Consider the following 16,353-nt stretch of genomic DNA (forward strand, 5'->3'; position numbering starts at 1 on the left):
TGGATCGCGGGGTCGGCTACACGCCCTATGGCGAACACTTCATGTTCCAGTGCGGGATGGAAGTGTGCCTGCCCGATGGCCAGTTGATGCGCACCGGCATGGGGTCGATCAAGGGCAGCACGGCATGGCAGGCGTTCAAGTGGGGCTACGGGCCATATCTCGATGGCCTGTTCACGCAATCGAACTTCGGCGTGGTCACCAAGATGGGCCTGTGGTTGATGCCAAAACCCCCGGTCTACAAGCCTTTCATGGTGCGCCACGCCGAAATGGGCGATGTGCCCCGTATTATCGAAGCCATGCGCCCGCTTCGCGTCTCGAACCTCGTTGCCAACTGCAACCTGATGATGAGCGCGTCCTACCAGCTCGCCATGTTCAAGCGCCGCAACGAAATCGTGCCCGATGGCGCGATGCTGGACGAGGCTTCGCTGAAGAAAGCCGCCAAGGCCAACGGCCTTGGCATGTGGAACACCTACTTCGCGCTCTATGGCACCGAGCAGACCGTTGCGGCGGTCGAACCGATCATCCGTGCCAGCCTGACCGCCAGCGGCGGTGAAGTGCTGACCTCTGCCGAGATGGGCGACAATCCGTGGTTCCACCATCACGCCACGCTGATGGAAGGCGGGCTGAACCTTGACGAGATCGGGCTGCTGCGCTGGCGCGGGGCGGGCGGGGGCCTTGCATGGTTTGCGCCGGTTGCGGCGGCGCGCGGGATCGAGGCTGAACGCCAGACCCTGCTTGCGAAGGAAATCGTCGAAAAGCACGGCTTCGACTATACCGCCGCCTATGCCATCGGCTGGCGCGACCTGCACCACATCCTGGCGCTGCTGTTCGACAAGTCGGATGCTGAGCAGGAGAAGAAGGCCGACGCCTGTTACCGCGAACTGGTCACGCGCTTTGGCGAACAGGGCTGGGCCAGCTACCGCACCGGCGTCAATTCGATGGACCTCGTGGCGCAGCAGTACGGCGCAGTGAATCGCGAATTCAACGCGAAGATCAAGCACGCGATCGACCCCAACGGCATTCTTGCCCCCGGCAAATCAGGGATCATCTGACATGATGCGTTTCGAAGGAAAAGCCGTCCTCGTCACCGGGGCTGCCACCGGCATCGGTCGCGCCACCGCGCTCGCCTTTGCGCGGGAAGGCGCATCGGTGATGATTGGTGATGTCGATGCTCGCGCGGGCGAAACCGTGGACATGATCGTGGGCGAAGGAGGCCGCGCCGCTTTTCGTCATACCGATGTGCGCAAGGCCGCCGATCTGACCGCGCTGGTCACTGAATGCCTCGAACGCTTCGGCCGGATGGACGCAGCGTTCAACAACGCGGGCGTCCTGCCCCCGCAGCGCCCCATCCACGAAGTGCCGGAAGACGAACTCGATCTTGCCATCGATGTCGATTTCAAGGGTGTGTTCTTTGCGATGCAGGCACAGATCCGGCACTTCCTGACAGTGGGCGGCGGGGCCATCGTCAACACCGCCAGCGTCGGCGCGCTGATCGCAGACCCGAACATGAGCGCCTATTGCGCGATGAAGCACGCCGTTTCGGGCCTGACCAAAGCGGCGGCAGTGGAATATGCGCAACACGGCATCCGCGTAAACGCCATCGCGCCGGGCTTTGTCGTCACCCCGATGACCCAGCATTGGGCCGACAGCAACGAGTTCACGCAGATGTTCTTCGCCCAGAACATTTCAGGCCGCGCCGCACGGCCTGAGGAAATCGCGCCCACCGTGCTGCACCTCTGTTCCGACGGAGCCAGCTTCATCAACGGGGCAACCTTCACCATCGATGGCGGCCAGACGGCTCATTGATTTCCGCGCACGGAGGGGAGACGGATCATGCGCAAGCTTATTGCACTTCTCGCTGCATCGGCCCTGTCCATCGGGGCTGCCAGTGCCAAACCGCTGGATTACAAGGTCATCCCGACCAGCCCTCTCAGCATGGTGGCCAATGTCACGCTGATCACGGGCGAAAAGGACGCGGTGCTGGTCGATGTGCCATTCGCGCGGTCTGATGCGCTGCGCGTGGTGGCGGACATTCTGGACAGTGGGAAGACGCTGAAAACCATCATCATTACCCACGATCACCCAGATCACTTCTTTGGGCTGGACGTGCTGCAGGATGCCTTTCCCGACGCAAGAGTCGTGGCGCATCCGGTTGCTGCCAAGGACATGGAACGCTCCATTCCGATCAAGTTCAAGCGGTGGAGCGGGCAGCTTGGCGTCAATGCGCCCAAGCGTCCGGTGCAGCCCGTGGCGATGACTGGCGATAGCGTGGACATCGAAGGGCACAAGCTACAGGTGCTCGGGCCGATGCAGGGCGATCATGTGCATTCGACGGTGGTGTGGGACGCCGAAACGCGGACTCTCGTCGCAGGCGATATCCTCTACAACGGCGTTTACGTCTGGCTGGGGGAACATGGCCCAGCGCATTATGATGCGTGGCTCAAAGTGCTCGACCGACTGGAGGCGATGAACCCGGTGAAGATTGTGGCTGGCCACACCCGCCCCGGACTGCCCGACGATTCGATGAGCATCGCGTGGACGCGCGGCTACATCAAGGCCTTCGTAGATGCCCGCGCCCGCTCCAAAACGTCAAAGGAACTGGCGGCGATCATGGCGGAGAAGTATCCCAACGCGATGGAAGTCTACGGTGGCTTCCTGCTCGGCATTTCCAGCCAGGTCGGCGCGGGCGAGATTCCGCCGTGGGATGAGTGACGGGGCGCCTCACGTCGCCAGCGAGATATACCCCAACTGCGCCGCTTTGAACACGGTCTGGCTGCGGTTCACCGCGTTCAGCTTCATCGATGCGTTGTGAATGTGGAACCGCACCGTGGCGCGGCTGCGGCTCATGATCATGCTGATTTCAAGATCGGTCTTGCCGATGGCCGCCCAGCGCAGGCATTCCACTTCGCGCTTTGACAGGCGCGAACCTGAAGGCAGCGCCTGTGCCGAACCCATCGCGTGAACATAGCTGGCGATGAATGTGCGGGCGTAAATGCCAAAGGCATCGCCGTTTTCCAGAAACACGTCGTCCAGCTCGGTCATGTCCGTATCGAGCGGATTGAAGCTCACCGCGCCGATCTGGCCAAAGGGCAGATGCACCGGCACCACGATCGCCCCGCGCGTCATCGCCCGCGTTTCGAAATTGGTGAGGTCGATCGCGGTCAGGTAGTGGTTGGGCTGGCGGGTGTGGAACCCGTTGGCGTTCACCCAGAACGGTTCGCTTTCAAACCGGCAGGCCGATGTCAGCGGCGAATCGAGCGCGATGCGCGAATTGCGCCACCACACCTTTTCGTCGTTCCACCCGAACACGTCGCGCGCCAGAATGTTGCCATCGGCATCCACAGGGGTGCGTTTGTCGGCAATGTCGTGTGCAGGCGCGGCACGCATACCGGCTGCCGTGGCGATCTGATGCAAAGCCTCGGCTGCGCGGCGCACGTCCTGCGGGCCGCTGATCCTGACCGAATCGATGGATTCCACCGAAAGCTGCACAAATCTCTCCTGTCCCAATTGCCGTATCCTTACCGGTCAAGCCATTTGGAAACAACGACGGTATTGTTTCAATCGCCTAGTCATTTGCGCAGCGTGGCTGGGCGCGGGAACTTGTTACAGAATAAGTCCTTGAGGAGAGGGACGTGAATTTCGACCTGAACGAAGACGAGGAAATGCTCAAGGCACTGGCCGAGCGTTTCGTCGAAGATCACTATGATCTCGATCGCCGCCGCGCCTATCTGGCCGGGGGGAACGGGTTTTCGCCCCAGATGTGGGCACTGTTGGCCGAACTGGGCCTCGTCGCCGCGCCGCTCTCGTTCGAAAGCGGCGGGCTGGCGCTTGATGCCACTGCCATCGCCACGGTGTTCGAAGCCTTGGGCAAGGGGCTTGTCGTCGAGCCGCTGATCGAAAACGTGATGGTTGCCGCGCGTCTGTTCGAACAGGTCGCGCCTGATGCGCTTAAAGGCGAATGGATGGAAGGGCTGGCAATGGGCAGCCGTCGCCTCGCGCTCGCTCATGCCGAACAAGGATCGCGCGGAGGCAGCCTGTGGGTTGCCACTGCGGTTGGAGCCGACGGTACGCTCACCGGGGCAAAATCCTGTGTGCCGGGCGGCGCTGGCGTCGATGGCTATATTGTTACGGCGCGCGGAAGTGGGGCGCCAGCCGATGAAGCAGGCCTGGCGCTGTTCCTCGTCGCGGCCGACGCTCCGGGCCTGACGCGCACGGCGTGGCGCACGGTTGATGGTGCGCTGGCCGTCTCGCTGGAGTTCAACGCCACGCCCGCCACGCGGCTTGGCGGAAGCGCTGCCGATCTGAGCGCAAACGAAACGCTGGCCTCACTCGCCCGCTCGGCAGAGGCGCTGGGCATCATGCAGCTTCTGTTCGATGCCACACTGGATTACCTGCGCACGCGCCAGCAGTTTGGCACCACGCTGGGTTCGTTTCAGGCGATCCAGCACCGCATGGCCGCGCAATATGCCGCCATCGAACAGGCGCGCGCGCTGCTCAATCTTGCCATCGTCAGCCAAGGGTCCGAACGGTTCGCGAACGCGGTCGATGGCCTGCGCGCCTTCATTGCGCCCGCTTCGGTCGAACTGGGGCACGAGATGGTCCAGTTCCACGGCGGCATGGGCGTTACCGACGAACTGTTCATCGGCCACGGGCACAAGCGACTGCTGATGCTGTCACGCTGGCCCAATGATCCGCAAGCCGCGCTGGACCAGTTCGCCAAGGTGGCGTGAACCAATGAAAAGGCCGGGATTGCACCCGGCCTTTTCATTTGGCGATTGTATTGTTTGCAAACACATATCGTCATTGCGAGGAGGCAAAGCCGACGAAGCAATCCAGAGTTGGCTTAAACCGCCCTGGATTGCTTCTCCTCGCTACGCGAGGCTCGCAATGACGATTGCAAAAGGTGGTTGTTTGCAAAGTATATAATCGCCTTTCATTTGGGTCTATTGCGTTCAACCCTTCGCCGGTCGTTCCTTCAACCAGCCGATTCCCCGCCGCAGAAGGTCATAGAACACCGGCAGATCCCACGCGCAGCGGTCTACTGTCGGCCACCAGTCCAGCATCGGTTGCAGGTCGTAATGCCCCCGGCAATGACCCAGCGTGTTGTAGAGCACTGCACCGGCACCGTGGTCCTTCAGATACATCACCGCGTGCTTGCCCAGCGCGTCAGCCGCCTCGACAAATCCGGTGCCTTCCACCGTGCAATCCGTTTCCAGCAGCACGTGCAGCTTGCCGTGGTACTCCATGTGGTAAAGCTCGTCGGTCGTCTCGAACGGCTCAACCCCTTGCACCAGCGGATGATCCGGGTCGGCCACGGTCACCGTATAGGGCGCGATGGGCGGATGGCTGATGAACTGGCTGCCCAGCAGGTCCATCATCAGCGGCGCCCAGCGCGGCGCATCCCACAGATCCTTGTTCGGGCCTTCGGTCAGCAGGCGCAGCACCGAATTGGTGCCATGCAGCGCGTACCAGCGTCCACCCGCCTGCAGCCAGTCGCGCAGGGCTTCCTGAGCGGTCAGCGAAGGCGTGACGTCGCAGGTGTAAGTGATCAGGATATCGGCGGCGCGGATTGCCTCGATGTTCTCGTAATCCTCGAACACACGAGTGCGCACGGCGGGGTCTTCGGCCAGCAGCTTGAGCAGTTCAAGCCGCGCGAAGTCCATGTCATGCCACACCCCGCCGCAGATCAGGACGCAGTTTATGCGGGGCGGATGGGCTTCCGCGCTCATTCCGCCGTCCCCGCATTCAGATACTTGTCCAGCGTCTGGTGGAACTGGCGAATGCGGATTTCCTGATAGTCGCCCAGATTGACCTCACCGGTCTTCGACGCATGAAGGCCATCCTGCACGAACGGCAGGTTTTCCATGTCCTGTTCGAAGACATGGCCCAGCACGCCGATTTCGGGCGCATCGGTCCACTTCTGGTCCTTGCCGAGCAGCTTCATCGGCACGCCGTGCGGGATCGGGTCGCCCTTCTTCACGCGGGCGAGGATGCGCACTTCCATCAGGCAGGTGTCCGGCGTCTTTCCGGGGCGCCAGCGATAGACGATGTTCGGCATGAACCCGCCCCACGGCGCAAAGTTCGGGAACACGTTATAGACCAGCCCATCGAGCAGCTCGGCATCGGTGGCGTGATCGTGATCGTATCCCGTTTGCGCGGTATATCCTGCGCGCATGGCGGCGCCCAATGCGGCACGGGCCGTCACCCCTTCGGGCACGGTCACTGCAAAGGGATCGGCCCCTTCGTAATTGTCGCCCGAACGGCCATTGTATTTGACGAACTCGTCAACGATCCACTGCTGCGTCTTGCCTTCAGGATCGACGTGCGGAGACATGATACCGAAGGGCACATGATTGACGTTCACATTGTCGCCATAGGTCCAGTAAGCAGCGTTGGCATCGCCGGTGAAAGGCAGCAGTTGCGGGTGCGTGACGATGGTGTGCCACGCCTCCATGAAGGCTTCGGACGTGACTTTCCAGTTGGCCGCAACTTCCTTGGCCACCCAGATCACCGTGGTGCATTCCTCGTGCCGCCAGCGCTTGAAGAAGTCCGGCAGCGGGGCAAGGTATTCCTCAAGGCTCGGCCCGCCCTTTTCCTCGCGCAGGAAGATGTAACCGCCCCAGCGGCCCACTTCTGCTTCGGGCAGCGCCATCTTTTCAGGCTTCAAGTGCTTGAAATCCCACGAACAGGGCATCCCGTCAAAGCTGCCGTCCTTGTTCCAGGCAAAACCGTGGAACGGGCAGGTGAACTTGTCAGCCGTGCCGTCCTCGGTGCGCAGCTTGCGTCCGCGATGCAGGCAGACGTTGTGCATCGCCTTGACGCTGCCATCTTCCTGACGACTGATCAGCCATGAACGGCCCGCGTTTTCAAACACGGTATAATCGCCCGCTTCGGGAATGTCCTCTTCGCGCGCGGCGAACTGCCAGACATGCGGCCACATCTTTTCGCGCTCGGCTCGCGCGAAATCTTCAGAGGTATATCGCTCCGCCGCCAGTGGTTCGGACCCACGGTACTGGTAGCTTTCCTCGGTCAGCATTGCAGGCGCTGGGCGCGAATCCTGCGCCAGCAGTTCCTGCCAGCTTATCGCTTCGCAACGGGCCCTGCCGCCACCCATGTTCGGATCACTGTCAGCCATTATGATTCCTCACCCAAATTCCGGTATTACTGCCGGTTTTGCCCCTGCCATTCCCGTCCGTCACCTTGCTGAAAGCATAGGTTGCACATGCGGCTTCCGGGCGTAACCACTCTATCCATAATTGATGCGGATTCAGCTCAGGCGGATTCTTGGGAGAGAACAATTGTCGAAGAGGCTTGAAGGCAAAGTCGCGCTGATCACCGGCGGGACCACGGGCATCGGCGCGGCCACTGTCGCCCGGTTGGCGCAGGAAGGCGCAAAAGTCTGGTTCACCGGTTCGAAGGAAGAACCCGCCGCCGCGCTTTGTGCCGAAACCGGCGCTACCTTTCGCAAGCACCGCGTGCAGGATGCCGCCGCATGGGCGCCGCTGATTGACGAAATCATCGCGACCGAAGGCCGCCTCGATATCGTCTTCGCCAACGCTGGCACCGAAAGCGGCGATGGCAGCATCGAAGATGTGGGCATCGAAGGCTGGGATAATGTCGTTGCGGTCAACCAGACCGGCGTCATGCTCACGGTGCAGAACGCCATCCTTGGCATGAAACGCAATCCCGATGGGCCGAAGGGAGCGATCATCGTCAATTCCTCGATGAACGCCACGCGCCCGCTCGGCAACTATGTGACCTATTCGGTGACCAAGGCAGCCGTCTGCGCGCTGGCCAAATCGGCAGCGGTCCATTGCGGACAGCAGGGCTATGCCATCCGCGTCAATGCTATCCTGCCCGGCGTGGTGGAAACCCCGCTGATCCAGCAGATCATGAACGCACAGCCAGATCCCGCCGCCGCCCGCGCGATCTATGAAGGCATGGCTCCGCTGAAGCGGATGGCGCAATTGAACGAAGTGGCGGGCCTCGTTGCCTACCTCGCCTCTGACGAAGCCGGGTTCATCTCTGGCGCGGAATACGCGATCGACGGTGCGACCACCGCCGGCATGATGGGAGTTTGATGCACATGGAACTTTCTGCACAACGCCTGAAGGGCCGCGTCGCATTCGTATCGGGCGGCCTGCGCGGCATCGGCCTCGCCTGCGCTGAACGGTTTCTGGCCGAAGGGGCCGAAGTTGTCCTTTCCGATCTTGATGCCGATGACAGCGATACCGCGCGCGAAGTCATGGCGCGTCTGGGGCAAGCCGCCAGCTACATCAGCGCCAACGTGGCCAGGGAAGAGGATTGGCAGCGCGCGGTTGCCCTCGTCAAGGAACGCCACGGCAAATGCCACGTGCTCGTCAACAACGCCGGGATCGATCTGACCGGTCCGGTTGAAGAGCTTTCGATGGAAGGCTGGCGGCGGATCATGTCGGTCAATGTCGATGGCGTGTTCCTTGGCACCAAGCACTTTGTTCCGCTGATGGCGGCAAGCGGGGTCGATTTCCGGGGCGGTTCCTCAATCATCAACGTCAGCTCGATCATGGGCCTTGTCGGCATGAACGAGGTTTCGGCCTACAATGCCAGCAAGGGCGCGGTGCGCCTCTTTACCAAGGGCATTGCGATCGAATTTGCGCAGAAGAAGATGCCGATCCGCGCCAATTCGCTGCACCCCGGCTTTGTCGAAACGCCGCTGCTGAAGGCTGGCTTCCAGCGTTGGGTCGATCAGGGCTTTGCGGAAAAGCCTGATGATCTGGTGGCTGGCGTCGTCGGCTCCACGCCGATTGGCCGCCTTGCGCAGCCAGCGGAACTTGCCAGTGCCGCATTCTTCCTCGCCAGCGAGGATTCAAGCTACATGACCGGCGCAGAGCTGGTGATCGACGGGGGATGGACCGCACAATGACAATTGCTCTCAACGATGTGGTGGCTGTCGTCACCGGCGCAGCAGGCGGCATCGGCCGTGAACTGGTGAAGGCGCTGAAAGCCGCCAATGCCACCGTCATTGCCACCGATCTGGCGCCCGATGCGCAGATCGAAGGCGCGGACCACTACCTGAAGCATGACGTGACGAGCGAGGCCGATTGGCAGGCCGTGGCCGCGCTGGTGCAGGAAAAGTATGGTCGTCTCGATGCGCTGGTGAACAATGCGGGCTATTCGATCGTCACCAGGTTCGATGAAACCCCGCTCAGCGATTTCCACCGCGTCAATGCGATCAACGTCGATTCGATCATCATCGGCACGCAAGCCATGATGCCGCTGCTGCGGGCCGGGGGCAAAGCGCGCAAGGGCGGCGCTTCGGTCGTCAATTTCTCCAGCGTTGGGGGCCTGCGCGGCGCAGCTTTTAACGCGGCCTATTGCACCAGCAAGGCTGCGGTGAAGATGCTGTCGAAGTGCCTCGGTGCCGAATTTGCGGCGCTGGGATACAATATCCGCGTGAACTCGGTTCATCCGGGCGGGATCGACACGCCGATGCTGGGCTCGATCATGGACAAGTATGTCGAACTCGGCGCTGCCCCCTCGCGCGAGGTTGCGCAGGCGGCGATGGAAGTGCGCCACCCGATTGGCCGCATGGGTCGGCCAGAGGAAATGGGCGGCGGCGTGGTCTATCTTTGCTCGGAAGCGGCAAGTTTCGTGACCTGCACAGAATTTGTGATGGACGGGGGTTTCAGCCAGGTCTGAACTCTCTCCAGAAAGACGAAAAAGGCCTGTTTTCCGCTAGGGAAAGCAGGCCTTTTTTCGTTTCCCCCATCTGTGGTTAACGCGATTGTGCATGTTGCCGCGCTGCAACACCGTGTCACAGATCGTATCAATGCGTACCAACTTTGGTTAGCGCAGGCTTGACCGGAGCCGCCCTGAGGACGAGTGCCGCCAGTCCAACGTGTTGCAGTAATTGAAGATTCAGGGACTCGCCATGAACGCAAGAAATTCACTCCGCTCGGCCATGCTCGTTTCCGCGAGCGTGCTTTCGGTCATCGCCACGCCGACGCTGGCGCAGGAAGCACAAGTGGCCGACACCACCGCAGCGCAGAGCGCGGATGACGCGGGCGAGCAGACCATCGTCGTCACCGGCAGCCGCATCCAGCAGCGCGCAGACTACAACACGCCGAACCCCATTGTTGCGGTCACGTCTGAAACGCTGCAGCAGGCTGGCAATATCCAGATCGTTGAAACGCTGGCCCAGAACCCGGCGCTGCTCAATTCGCTTTCCGCAGGCCGCACCTCCGGCTCCAACGCCGATTTCGGCGCGGTTGGCGTCCAGCTCCTCGATCTGCGCGGTCTTGGTGAAAACCGCACGCTGACTCTGGTCAACGGTCGCCGACATGTGTCGAGCCTTGCGGGCACGGCTGCGGTCGACGTGAACTCGATCCCGACCGACCTGATCGAAAGCGTCGACGTGCTGACCGGCGGCGCATCGGCCATTTACGGTGCCGATGGGGTTTCGGGCGTGGTCAACTTCCGCCTGAAGCGCAACTTCGATGGCCTGATGGCCAGCGGCCAGATCGGCGTGTCGAGCGAAGGCGACGCAGGGCAGCGCTTTGGCTCGGTTACTTATGGCCGCAACTTTGCCGACGGTCGCGGCAATATCGCCGTTTCCTATGAATTCCGCGAAATCGATCGCGTCAACGGCACGGCGCGCGATTTCACCGGCGATCCGCAGAAGACCTTTGGCCTCGTGCGCAATCAGGCCGATTTCCCCGACAGTCCCACCGTGCCGGACCGCATCCCCACCAACGATCTGCGTTATGCCGACAGCTCGATCGATGGCGCGGTCGATCTCGATCTCGATGGCATTCCTGATTTCACCGGTTCGGGCAAGGTTTACAACCGCGGTCGCCTGCTGCGCTCCGCCGGTGGTCTGACCCAGGGCGGCGACAGCACGCCGCTGGCAGGATATCAGGGCGATCTTCAGGCCGCCAACCGCGTTCACAACGTCAACGTGCTGGCGCACTATGATTTCAGCGATGCCGTGTCGTTCTACGTCGAAGGCAAGTACGTGAAGAACCGCACCTTCACGGTGTCGCAGCCTTCGTTCGATTTCTTCACCTACCTGACGCCTGAAAACCCCTATCTGCAGGATCGTTATGCCGGTATCGCCGATACCAGCAACGGTGCGCTTATCTCGCGCGACAACTACGATCTGGGCGTGCGCGGCGAACGGAACGATCGTGAAACGATCCGCCTCGTCGCTGGCTTCGAAGGTCAGATTTCTGATCACGCACGCTATGACATCTCGTATGTCTTCGGCCAGACCAAGTCGACCATCCTCCTGACGGACTACCGCATTGCCGACCGTTACTTTGCGGCGGTCGATGCCGTGCGCGATGGTTCGGGCAACGTGGTGTGCCGCACCACGATCGATCCCACCGGCAACATTGATCCCAACAACTTCGACAGCCCGGCCACAACCTTCACCGCCGGCGCGAACAGCGGGTGTCTTCCGCTCAACCTGCTGGGCAACGGTGTGCGCAATCAGGCAGCGCTCGATTGGGTGAATGCCGACATCACCAACCGCGCGCGCATTCGCCAGCATGTCGTTTCGGGTGCGATTTCGGGCGATTTCGGCCAGTTCTTCGAACTGCCGGGCGGCCCGGTCGGCTTTGCCATCGGTGGCGAATACCGCAAGGAAAGCAGCAGCTTCACCCCTGACCAACTGCTTCAGCAGGGCGCACTGGCAGACTTCTCGCTCCAGCTTCCCGAACAGGGCGAGTTCGACGTGAAGGAAGCCTTCGCAGAACTTCAGGTTCCGGTGCTGCGCGATATGCCCTTCGCCCACAACCTGTCGTTCGGTGCGGCCATCCGCCTGTCCGACTATTCCACCGTGGGCAAGACCACAACGTGGAAGGTTGACGGCACTTATGCGCCGATCCCCGATGTCACGTTCCGTGGCACATGGTCGGAAGCGGTGCGCGCGCCGAACATCACCGAACTGTTCGCCCCGCGCAACGGTGGCTTCTCGTTCATCAGCGATCCGTGCGATCCGGTGTTCATCACCGAAGGCACGCAGTTCCGTGCGGCAAACTGTCAGGCAACGCTGACGGCGGCAGGCCTCACGCCTGCACAGATCGCAGCGTTCAATCCTGAGAACGACCCCACCGCCACGGTCAGCCTTCCCGGCTTCTCGGGCGGCAACCGCAACCTGCGCGAAGAAACCGCCCGCACCTGGACGGCAGGCGTGGTGCTGCGTCCCAGCTTCATCCCCGGCCTCGTCGCCTCGTTCGACTGGTGGGATATCAAGCTGGACAACGCGATCAACACGCCGACCGCACAGGATCTGGCTGAACTCTGCGTCGATCAGCCTGACCTGAACAACGTGTTCTGCCAGAACGTGACCCGCAATGGCAGCACCGGCTATATCTCCAGCTACTTCGTGCAGCCGGTGAACGTGGCGAACTTCCGCACGGCAGGCGCGGACTTCAAGCTGAACTACAGCTTCCGCACGGACAATTTCGGTTCGTTCAGCATCGGCTTCGTCGGTGGTTATCTTGATCGTCTGGAATTCATCCCCACGCCGGGCGCGCAGGTCGATATCGATCGTGAAGAAGCCTACAGCCCCAAGTGGAACGCCACCGGCGACATCACCTGGAAGATGGACAACTTCTCGATCAACTACGGCATTAGCTGGTTCAGCAAGACCCGTCGTTACGAGCTGGAAACGCTGGCCGCGAACCCCGATCTGGTCGCGCCTGAATACCTGTACTTCAAGGAACGCTGGCAGCACGACATGCAGATCGGCTTCGACGTGAACGACAAGTTCCGCTTCTACATCGGCGGTAACAACATCTGGAACCAGAAGCCCGATATCGCATCGCTGAACTACCCGATCAGCTATGTCGGTCGCTACCTCTACGCAGGTGCCCGCGTTAAGATGTAAGCGAAACAAAAAGACCGGCGTCCCAACAAGGACGCCGGTCTTTTTGTTTCCTCCCCTCCCGCTTGCGGGAGGGGTCGGGGGAGGGCCTGTTCACCCTCTCACAAATACACATCATCCGCGCCAACTGTCGCCATACGCACCGCAACCACCTCGATCGCTTCGGCTTTCCCACCAAAGTCCACCAGTTCGCCGTCCTCAGCCCCCATCATCGCGCGGGCAAGCGGCGCGGACCACGCGATCAGGCCCATTGCCGGATCGGCTTCGTCATCCCCCACGATGGTAACGGTGCGGTCCTTGCCATTCAGCCGGAACTGCACGGTGGAACCAAACCCCACTATGCCGTCCTCGCCAGCGTCGACCAGTTCCGCCGTCGCCTTGCGCGTGCTCCAGTAGCGGAGCGTGCGGCGCAGCTTCTTGATCTCGGCCTCGTCGGTCACGCCATCCAGCGCGGCTTTTGCTTCTGCAAGCCGCTCTGCAATCAGCGCGGCCCCGCGCACCGTAACAAGGTTCGGCCCCGGCGGGATCGGGATTTCGAACTTCGGCTCCATATGTTCGTCATCGCCTTCACGGCGAAACGCGACACTCATGCTTTATCTCCACTGGCGCTGTTCTGCGCCTTCTGCAACAAGCCGACTACTATGGCACAAGTGACGCGGGCAACCAAAGCGCTGGAACAGGCGGGCATCGCTTTCGACCTGCGCAGCTACGATTATGATCCTGCCGCCCCCAGCATCGGTCGCGCTGCGGCGGAGGCGCTTGGCGTCGAACCCGCGCAAGTGTTCAAGACGCTGATGGTGCTGGCCGACGGCAAACCTGCCTGCGCCATCGCCCCCAGCGATGGCGAGATATCATTGAAGCGCGTGGCCGCAGCGCTTGGCGCAAAGGCCGCCGCGATGATGCGCCCCGCCGATGCCGAACGCCTGACGGGTTACAAGATCGGCGGAGTCAGCCCGTTCGGCCAGATGCGCCGCGTGCCCGTGGTGATCGATGAAACCGCGCTGCTGTGGGACGCGGTGTTCCTGAACGGCGGCCAGCGCGGGCTGCAAGTTCTGGTTGACCCGAACGACGCCGTGCGAGTGCTCGAAGCAGTAATTGCCGATATTGCGGCTTCCTGAAATCCTCCCTGCCTTTGCGAAGCACAGGCGGGGAGGGGGACCGCCCGCGCAGCGGGTGGTGGAGGGGCAATAGAAGAACCCCTCCGTCATTCGCAAAAGCGAATGACACCTCCCCGTTTGTGCAGCCGCAAAAACAGGGAGGATTGTTTGCGACGCTCACCGCGTCAGATAACCGCCTTCCACCGCAAGGCTGTGCCCGGTGACATAGCTCGATGCGTCCGAACACAGCCACGCGCTCGCCTCGGCCACTTCTTCCGGCTTGCCGAAACGCCCGAACAGGCTGAGCGCTGGCGCAAAGTCGGCTTCGGTGAAGCCGGTCGTTTCCAGCGCGCCGCGCAGCATTGGCGTGTCGATGGCGCCCGGCAGCACCGCGTTCACCCGAATACCGCGCGGCGCATATTCGATGCTGCCCGTCTTGGTCAGCCCGATCACGCCGTGCTTCGCCGCAACGTATGCCGCGTTGTTGGGCTGCGGACGAACGGAACTGACAGACCCGATATTGACGATGGAACCGCTGGTGCCCTGCGCCAGAATCTGGCGGATTTCGTACTTCATGCACAGCATGACCGAACGCAGGTCCACGTTCAGAACCTTGTCGAACACCGTCATGTCGGCTTCGTGGATCGGCAGCACATCCGGCGTGATCGCGGCGTTGTTTACCGCGCAATCGAGCTTGCCGTATGTCGCCACGGCCTCGGCCACCAGCGCTTCCACCTGCGCTTCATCCGCCACATCGGTGCGCACGGCATGGGCCGTGCCGCCTGCGCTGCGTATGGCCTCGACGGTCTGCGCAGCGGTTTCCGCATTGATATCGGAAACCACCACGCTAGCCCCGCGCGCTGCCAGCAGCCGCGCAGTGGCCGCGCCCATGCCTACGCCCGCACCGGTAACGATGGCGACTTTGCCTTGCAGCGAAACGAGATCGGGATTCATGGGCGCTCCTTGGTTTTCTATGTCAGCAGGTGTGGCGGTTCAGCGCCGCCCTTCGATGTAGTCGTTGATCACTTCATGGAAACGGCGAATGCGCGTTTCCTGTTCGGCCAGATAGGCATCGTCATGGCCCAGCGAATGCAGGCCCTGTTGTTGGGTAACTGCCACTTCCAGATCCTGGATCAGGAAATCGCCCTGCTTGATTTCGGCAGTATAAGCATCGAAATCGCCGGTCTGGTGCTCTGCATCCTTCCACGGGCGCAGGCCGTAGATTGTGGGAATCTGCTGCCCTTCGATTTCGGGCGAAAGATACCAGTAATCGAAGGTGGACCAGTTCGGGTCTTCCAGATCGGGTTCGGTACGGAAAACGTGCAGTCCTTCGGGCGTGCCGGTAATGGTGAAGTTCGGGAAGCAGGTGTGATGGAACTGGTCGGTCAGTTCATCGTCGCTCAGCTTGTCGAAGTGTTTGAACCCTCGTGCCGGGCCAAGCCTGCGCCGCGCCTCCTGCAAGGCGATGCGGCCTTCCTGCGCGCGGCCTTCGAAATCGGCGGGATCAAGCTCCCATTCCTTCAGCACTTCGGCCCACAGCGGTTTGATCTGCTGCGCATCGACATAGCGGCTCGACGGTTGCAGCTTTTCGATCATGCGGTTGTGCCCGGTGGGGTACATCTCGAAGATCGTGGTGGAATAGTGATCGTCGATCATCCCTTCGAATTGCGGATGAACCGACGGGATATGATAGCTTTCGTTGAAGTTGTCAGATGCGAACTTCCAGTTGGTGTTTACGCGCAGCGTGCGCCACACCACGCGCTTCCAGTTCGCCAGATCGCGGTTCTTCAACAGCGACGGGATCGGCGCGAGATATTCTTCCAGCGGTACGGCGTTGGGATCGAAGCTGTAGAAGATGAAACCGCCCCAGACTTCGCAGGGCACTTCCTTCATGCGCAGCTTGCCGCAGGGGCTTCCCTGGCGGAAATCTTCCTCGTCCTGCACCCAATCCAGCGCCCCGTCGATGTTCCACTTCCACCCGTGATAGGGGCAGGTGAAATGTTCAGCCACCCCGCCTTCGGATGTTGAGACAAGGCGGTTGCCACGATGGCGACATACGTTGTGGAAGGCGCGGATGCCGCCATCCTTCTGACGAACCGCGATGACCGATTGGCGCAGGAAGTTGTGCGTGATGAAATCGCCCGGCTCTTCAAGCTGCGATGTGCGCCCGGCAACGTGCCAGACGTGCTTCCACATGTGCTCCCATTCCTTTTCGGCAAAATCCTTGGACCAGTAACGGTCGCCGGTGATCGCATCACCGCGTGCCTTGGGGAATTCGGCCTGCGGGTCAGTGGGATAGGTAGCCCCCGGATTGGGGATTTCGAGATATGTCGCCATGATACGGCTCTCCTGTGATCCGGTGCTGTTCTCCCCAGCGCACCGGCAAGG

Annotated in this window: 15 protein-coding genes; 9 read left to right on the forward strand and 6 right to left on the reverse strand. The window is 61.5% G+C overall.

Annotated features, from left to right (window positions below; genetic code table 11):
- From ACOVQ0_RS07420 to ACOVQ0_RS07430, 3 genes are all read left to right on the forward strand, one after another.
- Positions 1 to 1,052 (forward strand): FAD-binding oxidoreductase (locus ACOVQ0_RS07420; protein WP_421882267.1); only part of this gene is annotated, 1,052 nt, incomplete at its 5' end.
- Between the two features lies 1 nt (position 1,053).
- Positions 1,054 to 1,806 (forward strand): SDR family NAD(P)-dependent oxidoreductase, encoded by a 753-nt coding sequence (locus ACOVQ0_RS07425; RefSeq protein ID WP_421882270.1) that lies wholly within the window; start codon positions 1,054 to 1,056, stop codon positions 1,804 to 1,806.
- Positions 1,807 to 1,833: 27 nt separating this feature from the next.
- Complete coding sequence (locus tag ACOVQ0_RS07430) at positions 1,834 to 2,712, forward strand: MBL fold metallo-hydrolase (protein ID WP_421882273.1); 879 nt, start codon at positions 1,834 to 1,836, stop codon at positions 2,710 to 2,712.
- A 9-nt stretch (positions 2,713 to 2,721) separates the two neighbouring features.
- Here ACOVQ0_RS07430 and ACOVQ0_RS07435 read toward each other — a convergent pair whose 3' ends face one another.
- Positions 2,722 to 3,507, reverse strand: coding sequence for a helix-turn-helix transcriptional regulator (locus ACOVQ0_RS07435; RefSeq protein WP_421882275.1), 786 nt, complete (start codon positions 3,505 to 3,507; stop codon positions 2,722 to 2,724).
- Positions 3,508 to 3,632: 125 nt separating this feature from the next.
- Between ACOVQ0_RS07435 and ACOVQ0_RS07440 the strand changes: the two genes are divergently transcribed.
- Positions 3,633 to 4,730: an acyl-CoA dehydrogenase family protein gene (locus ACOVQ0_RS07440; RefSeq protein WP_421882278.1), complete on the forward strand. Its 1,098-nt coding sequence runs from the start codon at positions 3,633 to 3,635 to the stop codon at positions 4,728 to 4,730.
- 222 nt (positions 4,731 to 4,952) lie between these two features.
- Here ACOVQ0_RS07440 and ACOVQ0_RS07445 read toward each other — a convergent pair whose 3' ends face one another.
- Positions 4,953 to 5,729, reverse strand: coding sequence for a ThuA domain-containing protein (locus ACOVQ0_RS07445; RefSeq protein WP_421882281.1), 777 nt, complete (start codon positions 5,727 to 5,729; stop codon positions 4,953 to 4,955).
- Entirely contained in the window at positions 5,726 to 7,135 is a 1,410-nt protein-coding gene (locus ACOVQ0_RS07450; protein ID WP_421882284.1) for an aromatic ring-hydroxylating oxygenase subunit alpha, read from the reverse strand. The genes ACOVQ0_RS07445 and ACOVQ0_RS07450 overlap by 4 nt, the downstream gene beginning before the upstream one ends.
- A 163-nt stretch (positions 7,136 to 7,298) precedes the next feature.
- Here ACOVQ0_RS07450 and ACOVQ0_RS07455 point away from each other — a divergent pair, with 163 nt between their 5' ends.
- From ACOVQ0_RS07455 to ACOVQ0_RS07470, 4 genes are all read left to right on the forward strand, one after another.
- Positions 7,299 to 8,081 (forward strand): SDR family NAD(P)-dependent oxidoreductase, encoded by a 783-nt coding sequence (locus ACOVQ0_RS07455; RefSeq protein ID WP_421882286.1) that lies wholly within the window; start codon positions 7,299 to 7,301, stop codon positions 8,079 to 8,081.
- Positions 8,082 to 8,086: 5 nt separating this feature from the next.
- Complete coding sequence (locus tag ACOVQ0_RS07460; protein WP_421882289.1) at positions 8,087 to 8,902, forward strand: SDR family NAD(P)-dependent oxidoreductase; 816 nt, start codon at positions 8,087 to 8,089, stop codon at positions 8,900 to 8,902.
- Positions 8,899 to 9,678, forward strand: coding sequence for an SDR family NAD(P)-dependent oxidoreductase (locus tag ACOVQ0_RS07465; RefSeq protein ID WP_421882292.1), 780 nt, complete (start codon positions 8,899 to 8,901; stop codon positions 9,676 to 9,678). The genes ACOVQ0_RS07460 and ACOVQ0_RS07465 overlap by 4 nt, the downstream gene beginning before the upstream one ends.
- 232 nt (positions 9,679 to 9,910) lie before the next feature.
- Positions 9,911 to 12,871 (forward strand): TonB-dependent receptor plug domain-containing protein, encoded by a 2,961-nt coding sequence (locus ACOVQ0_RS07470; RefSeq protein WP_421882294.1) that lies wholly within the window; start codon positions 9,911 to 9,913, stop codon positions 12,869 to 12,871.
- A 98-nt stretch (positions 12,872 to 12,969) separates the two neighbouring features.
- Here ACOVQ0_RS07470 and ACOVQ0_RS07475 read toward each other — a convergent pair whose 3' ends face one another.
- A complete protein-coding gene (locus ACOVQ0_RS07475) occupies positions 12,970 to 13,458 on the reverse strand; it encodes a GreA/GreB family elongation factor (RefSeq protein ID WP_421882297.1) in 489 nt (162 codons plus the stop codon).
- 51 nt (positions 13,459 to 13,509) lie between these two features.
- On the opposite strand from ACOVQ0_RS07475, the gene ybaK reads away from it, so the two are divergent.
- Positions 13,510 to 13,986, forward strand: a complete 477-nt coding sequence (gene ybaK, locus ACOVQ0_RS07480) for a Cys-tRNA(Pro) deacylase (RefSeq protein ID WP_421882299.1) — start codon at positions 13,510 to 13,512, stop codon at positions 13,984 to 13,986.
- Positions 13,987 to 14,142: 156 nt separating this feature from the next.
- On the opposite strand, the gene ACOVQ0_RS07485 is transcribed toward ybaK, so the two are convergent.
- Entirely contained in the window at positions 14,143 to 14,919 is a 777-nt protein-coding gene (locus ACOVQ0_RS07485) for an SDR family NAD(P)-dependent oxidoreductase (RefSeq protein ID WP_421882302.1), read from the reverse strand.
- Between the two features lie 39 nt (positions 14,920 to 14,958).
- A complete protein-coding gene (locus ACOVQ0_RS07490) occupies positions 14,959 to 16,302 on the reverse strand; it encodes an aromatic ring-hydroxylating oxygenase subunit alpha (RefSeq protein ID WP_421882304.1) in 1,344 nt (447 codons plus the stop codon).
- Positions 16,303 to 16,353 lie beyond the last annotated feature (51 nt).

The organism is Novosphingobium sp. (assembly GCF_049240505.1).
GTDB lineage: Bacteria > Pseudomonadota > Alphaproteobacteria > Sphingomonadales > Sphingomonadaceae > Novosphingobium.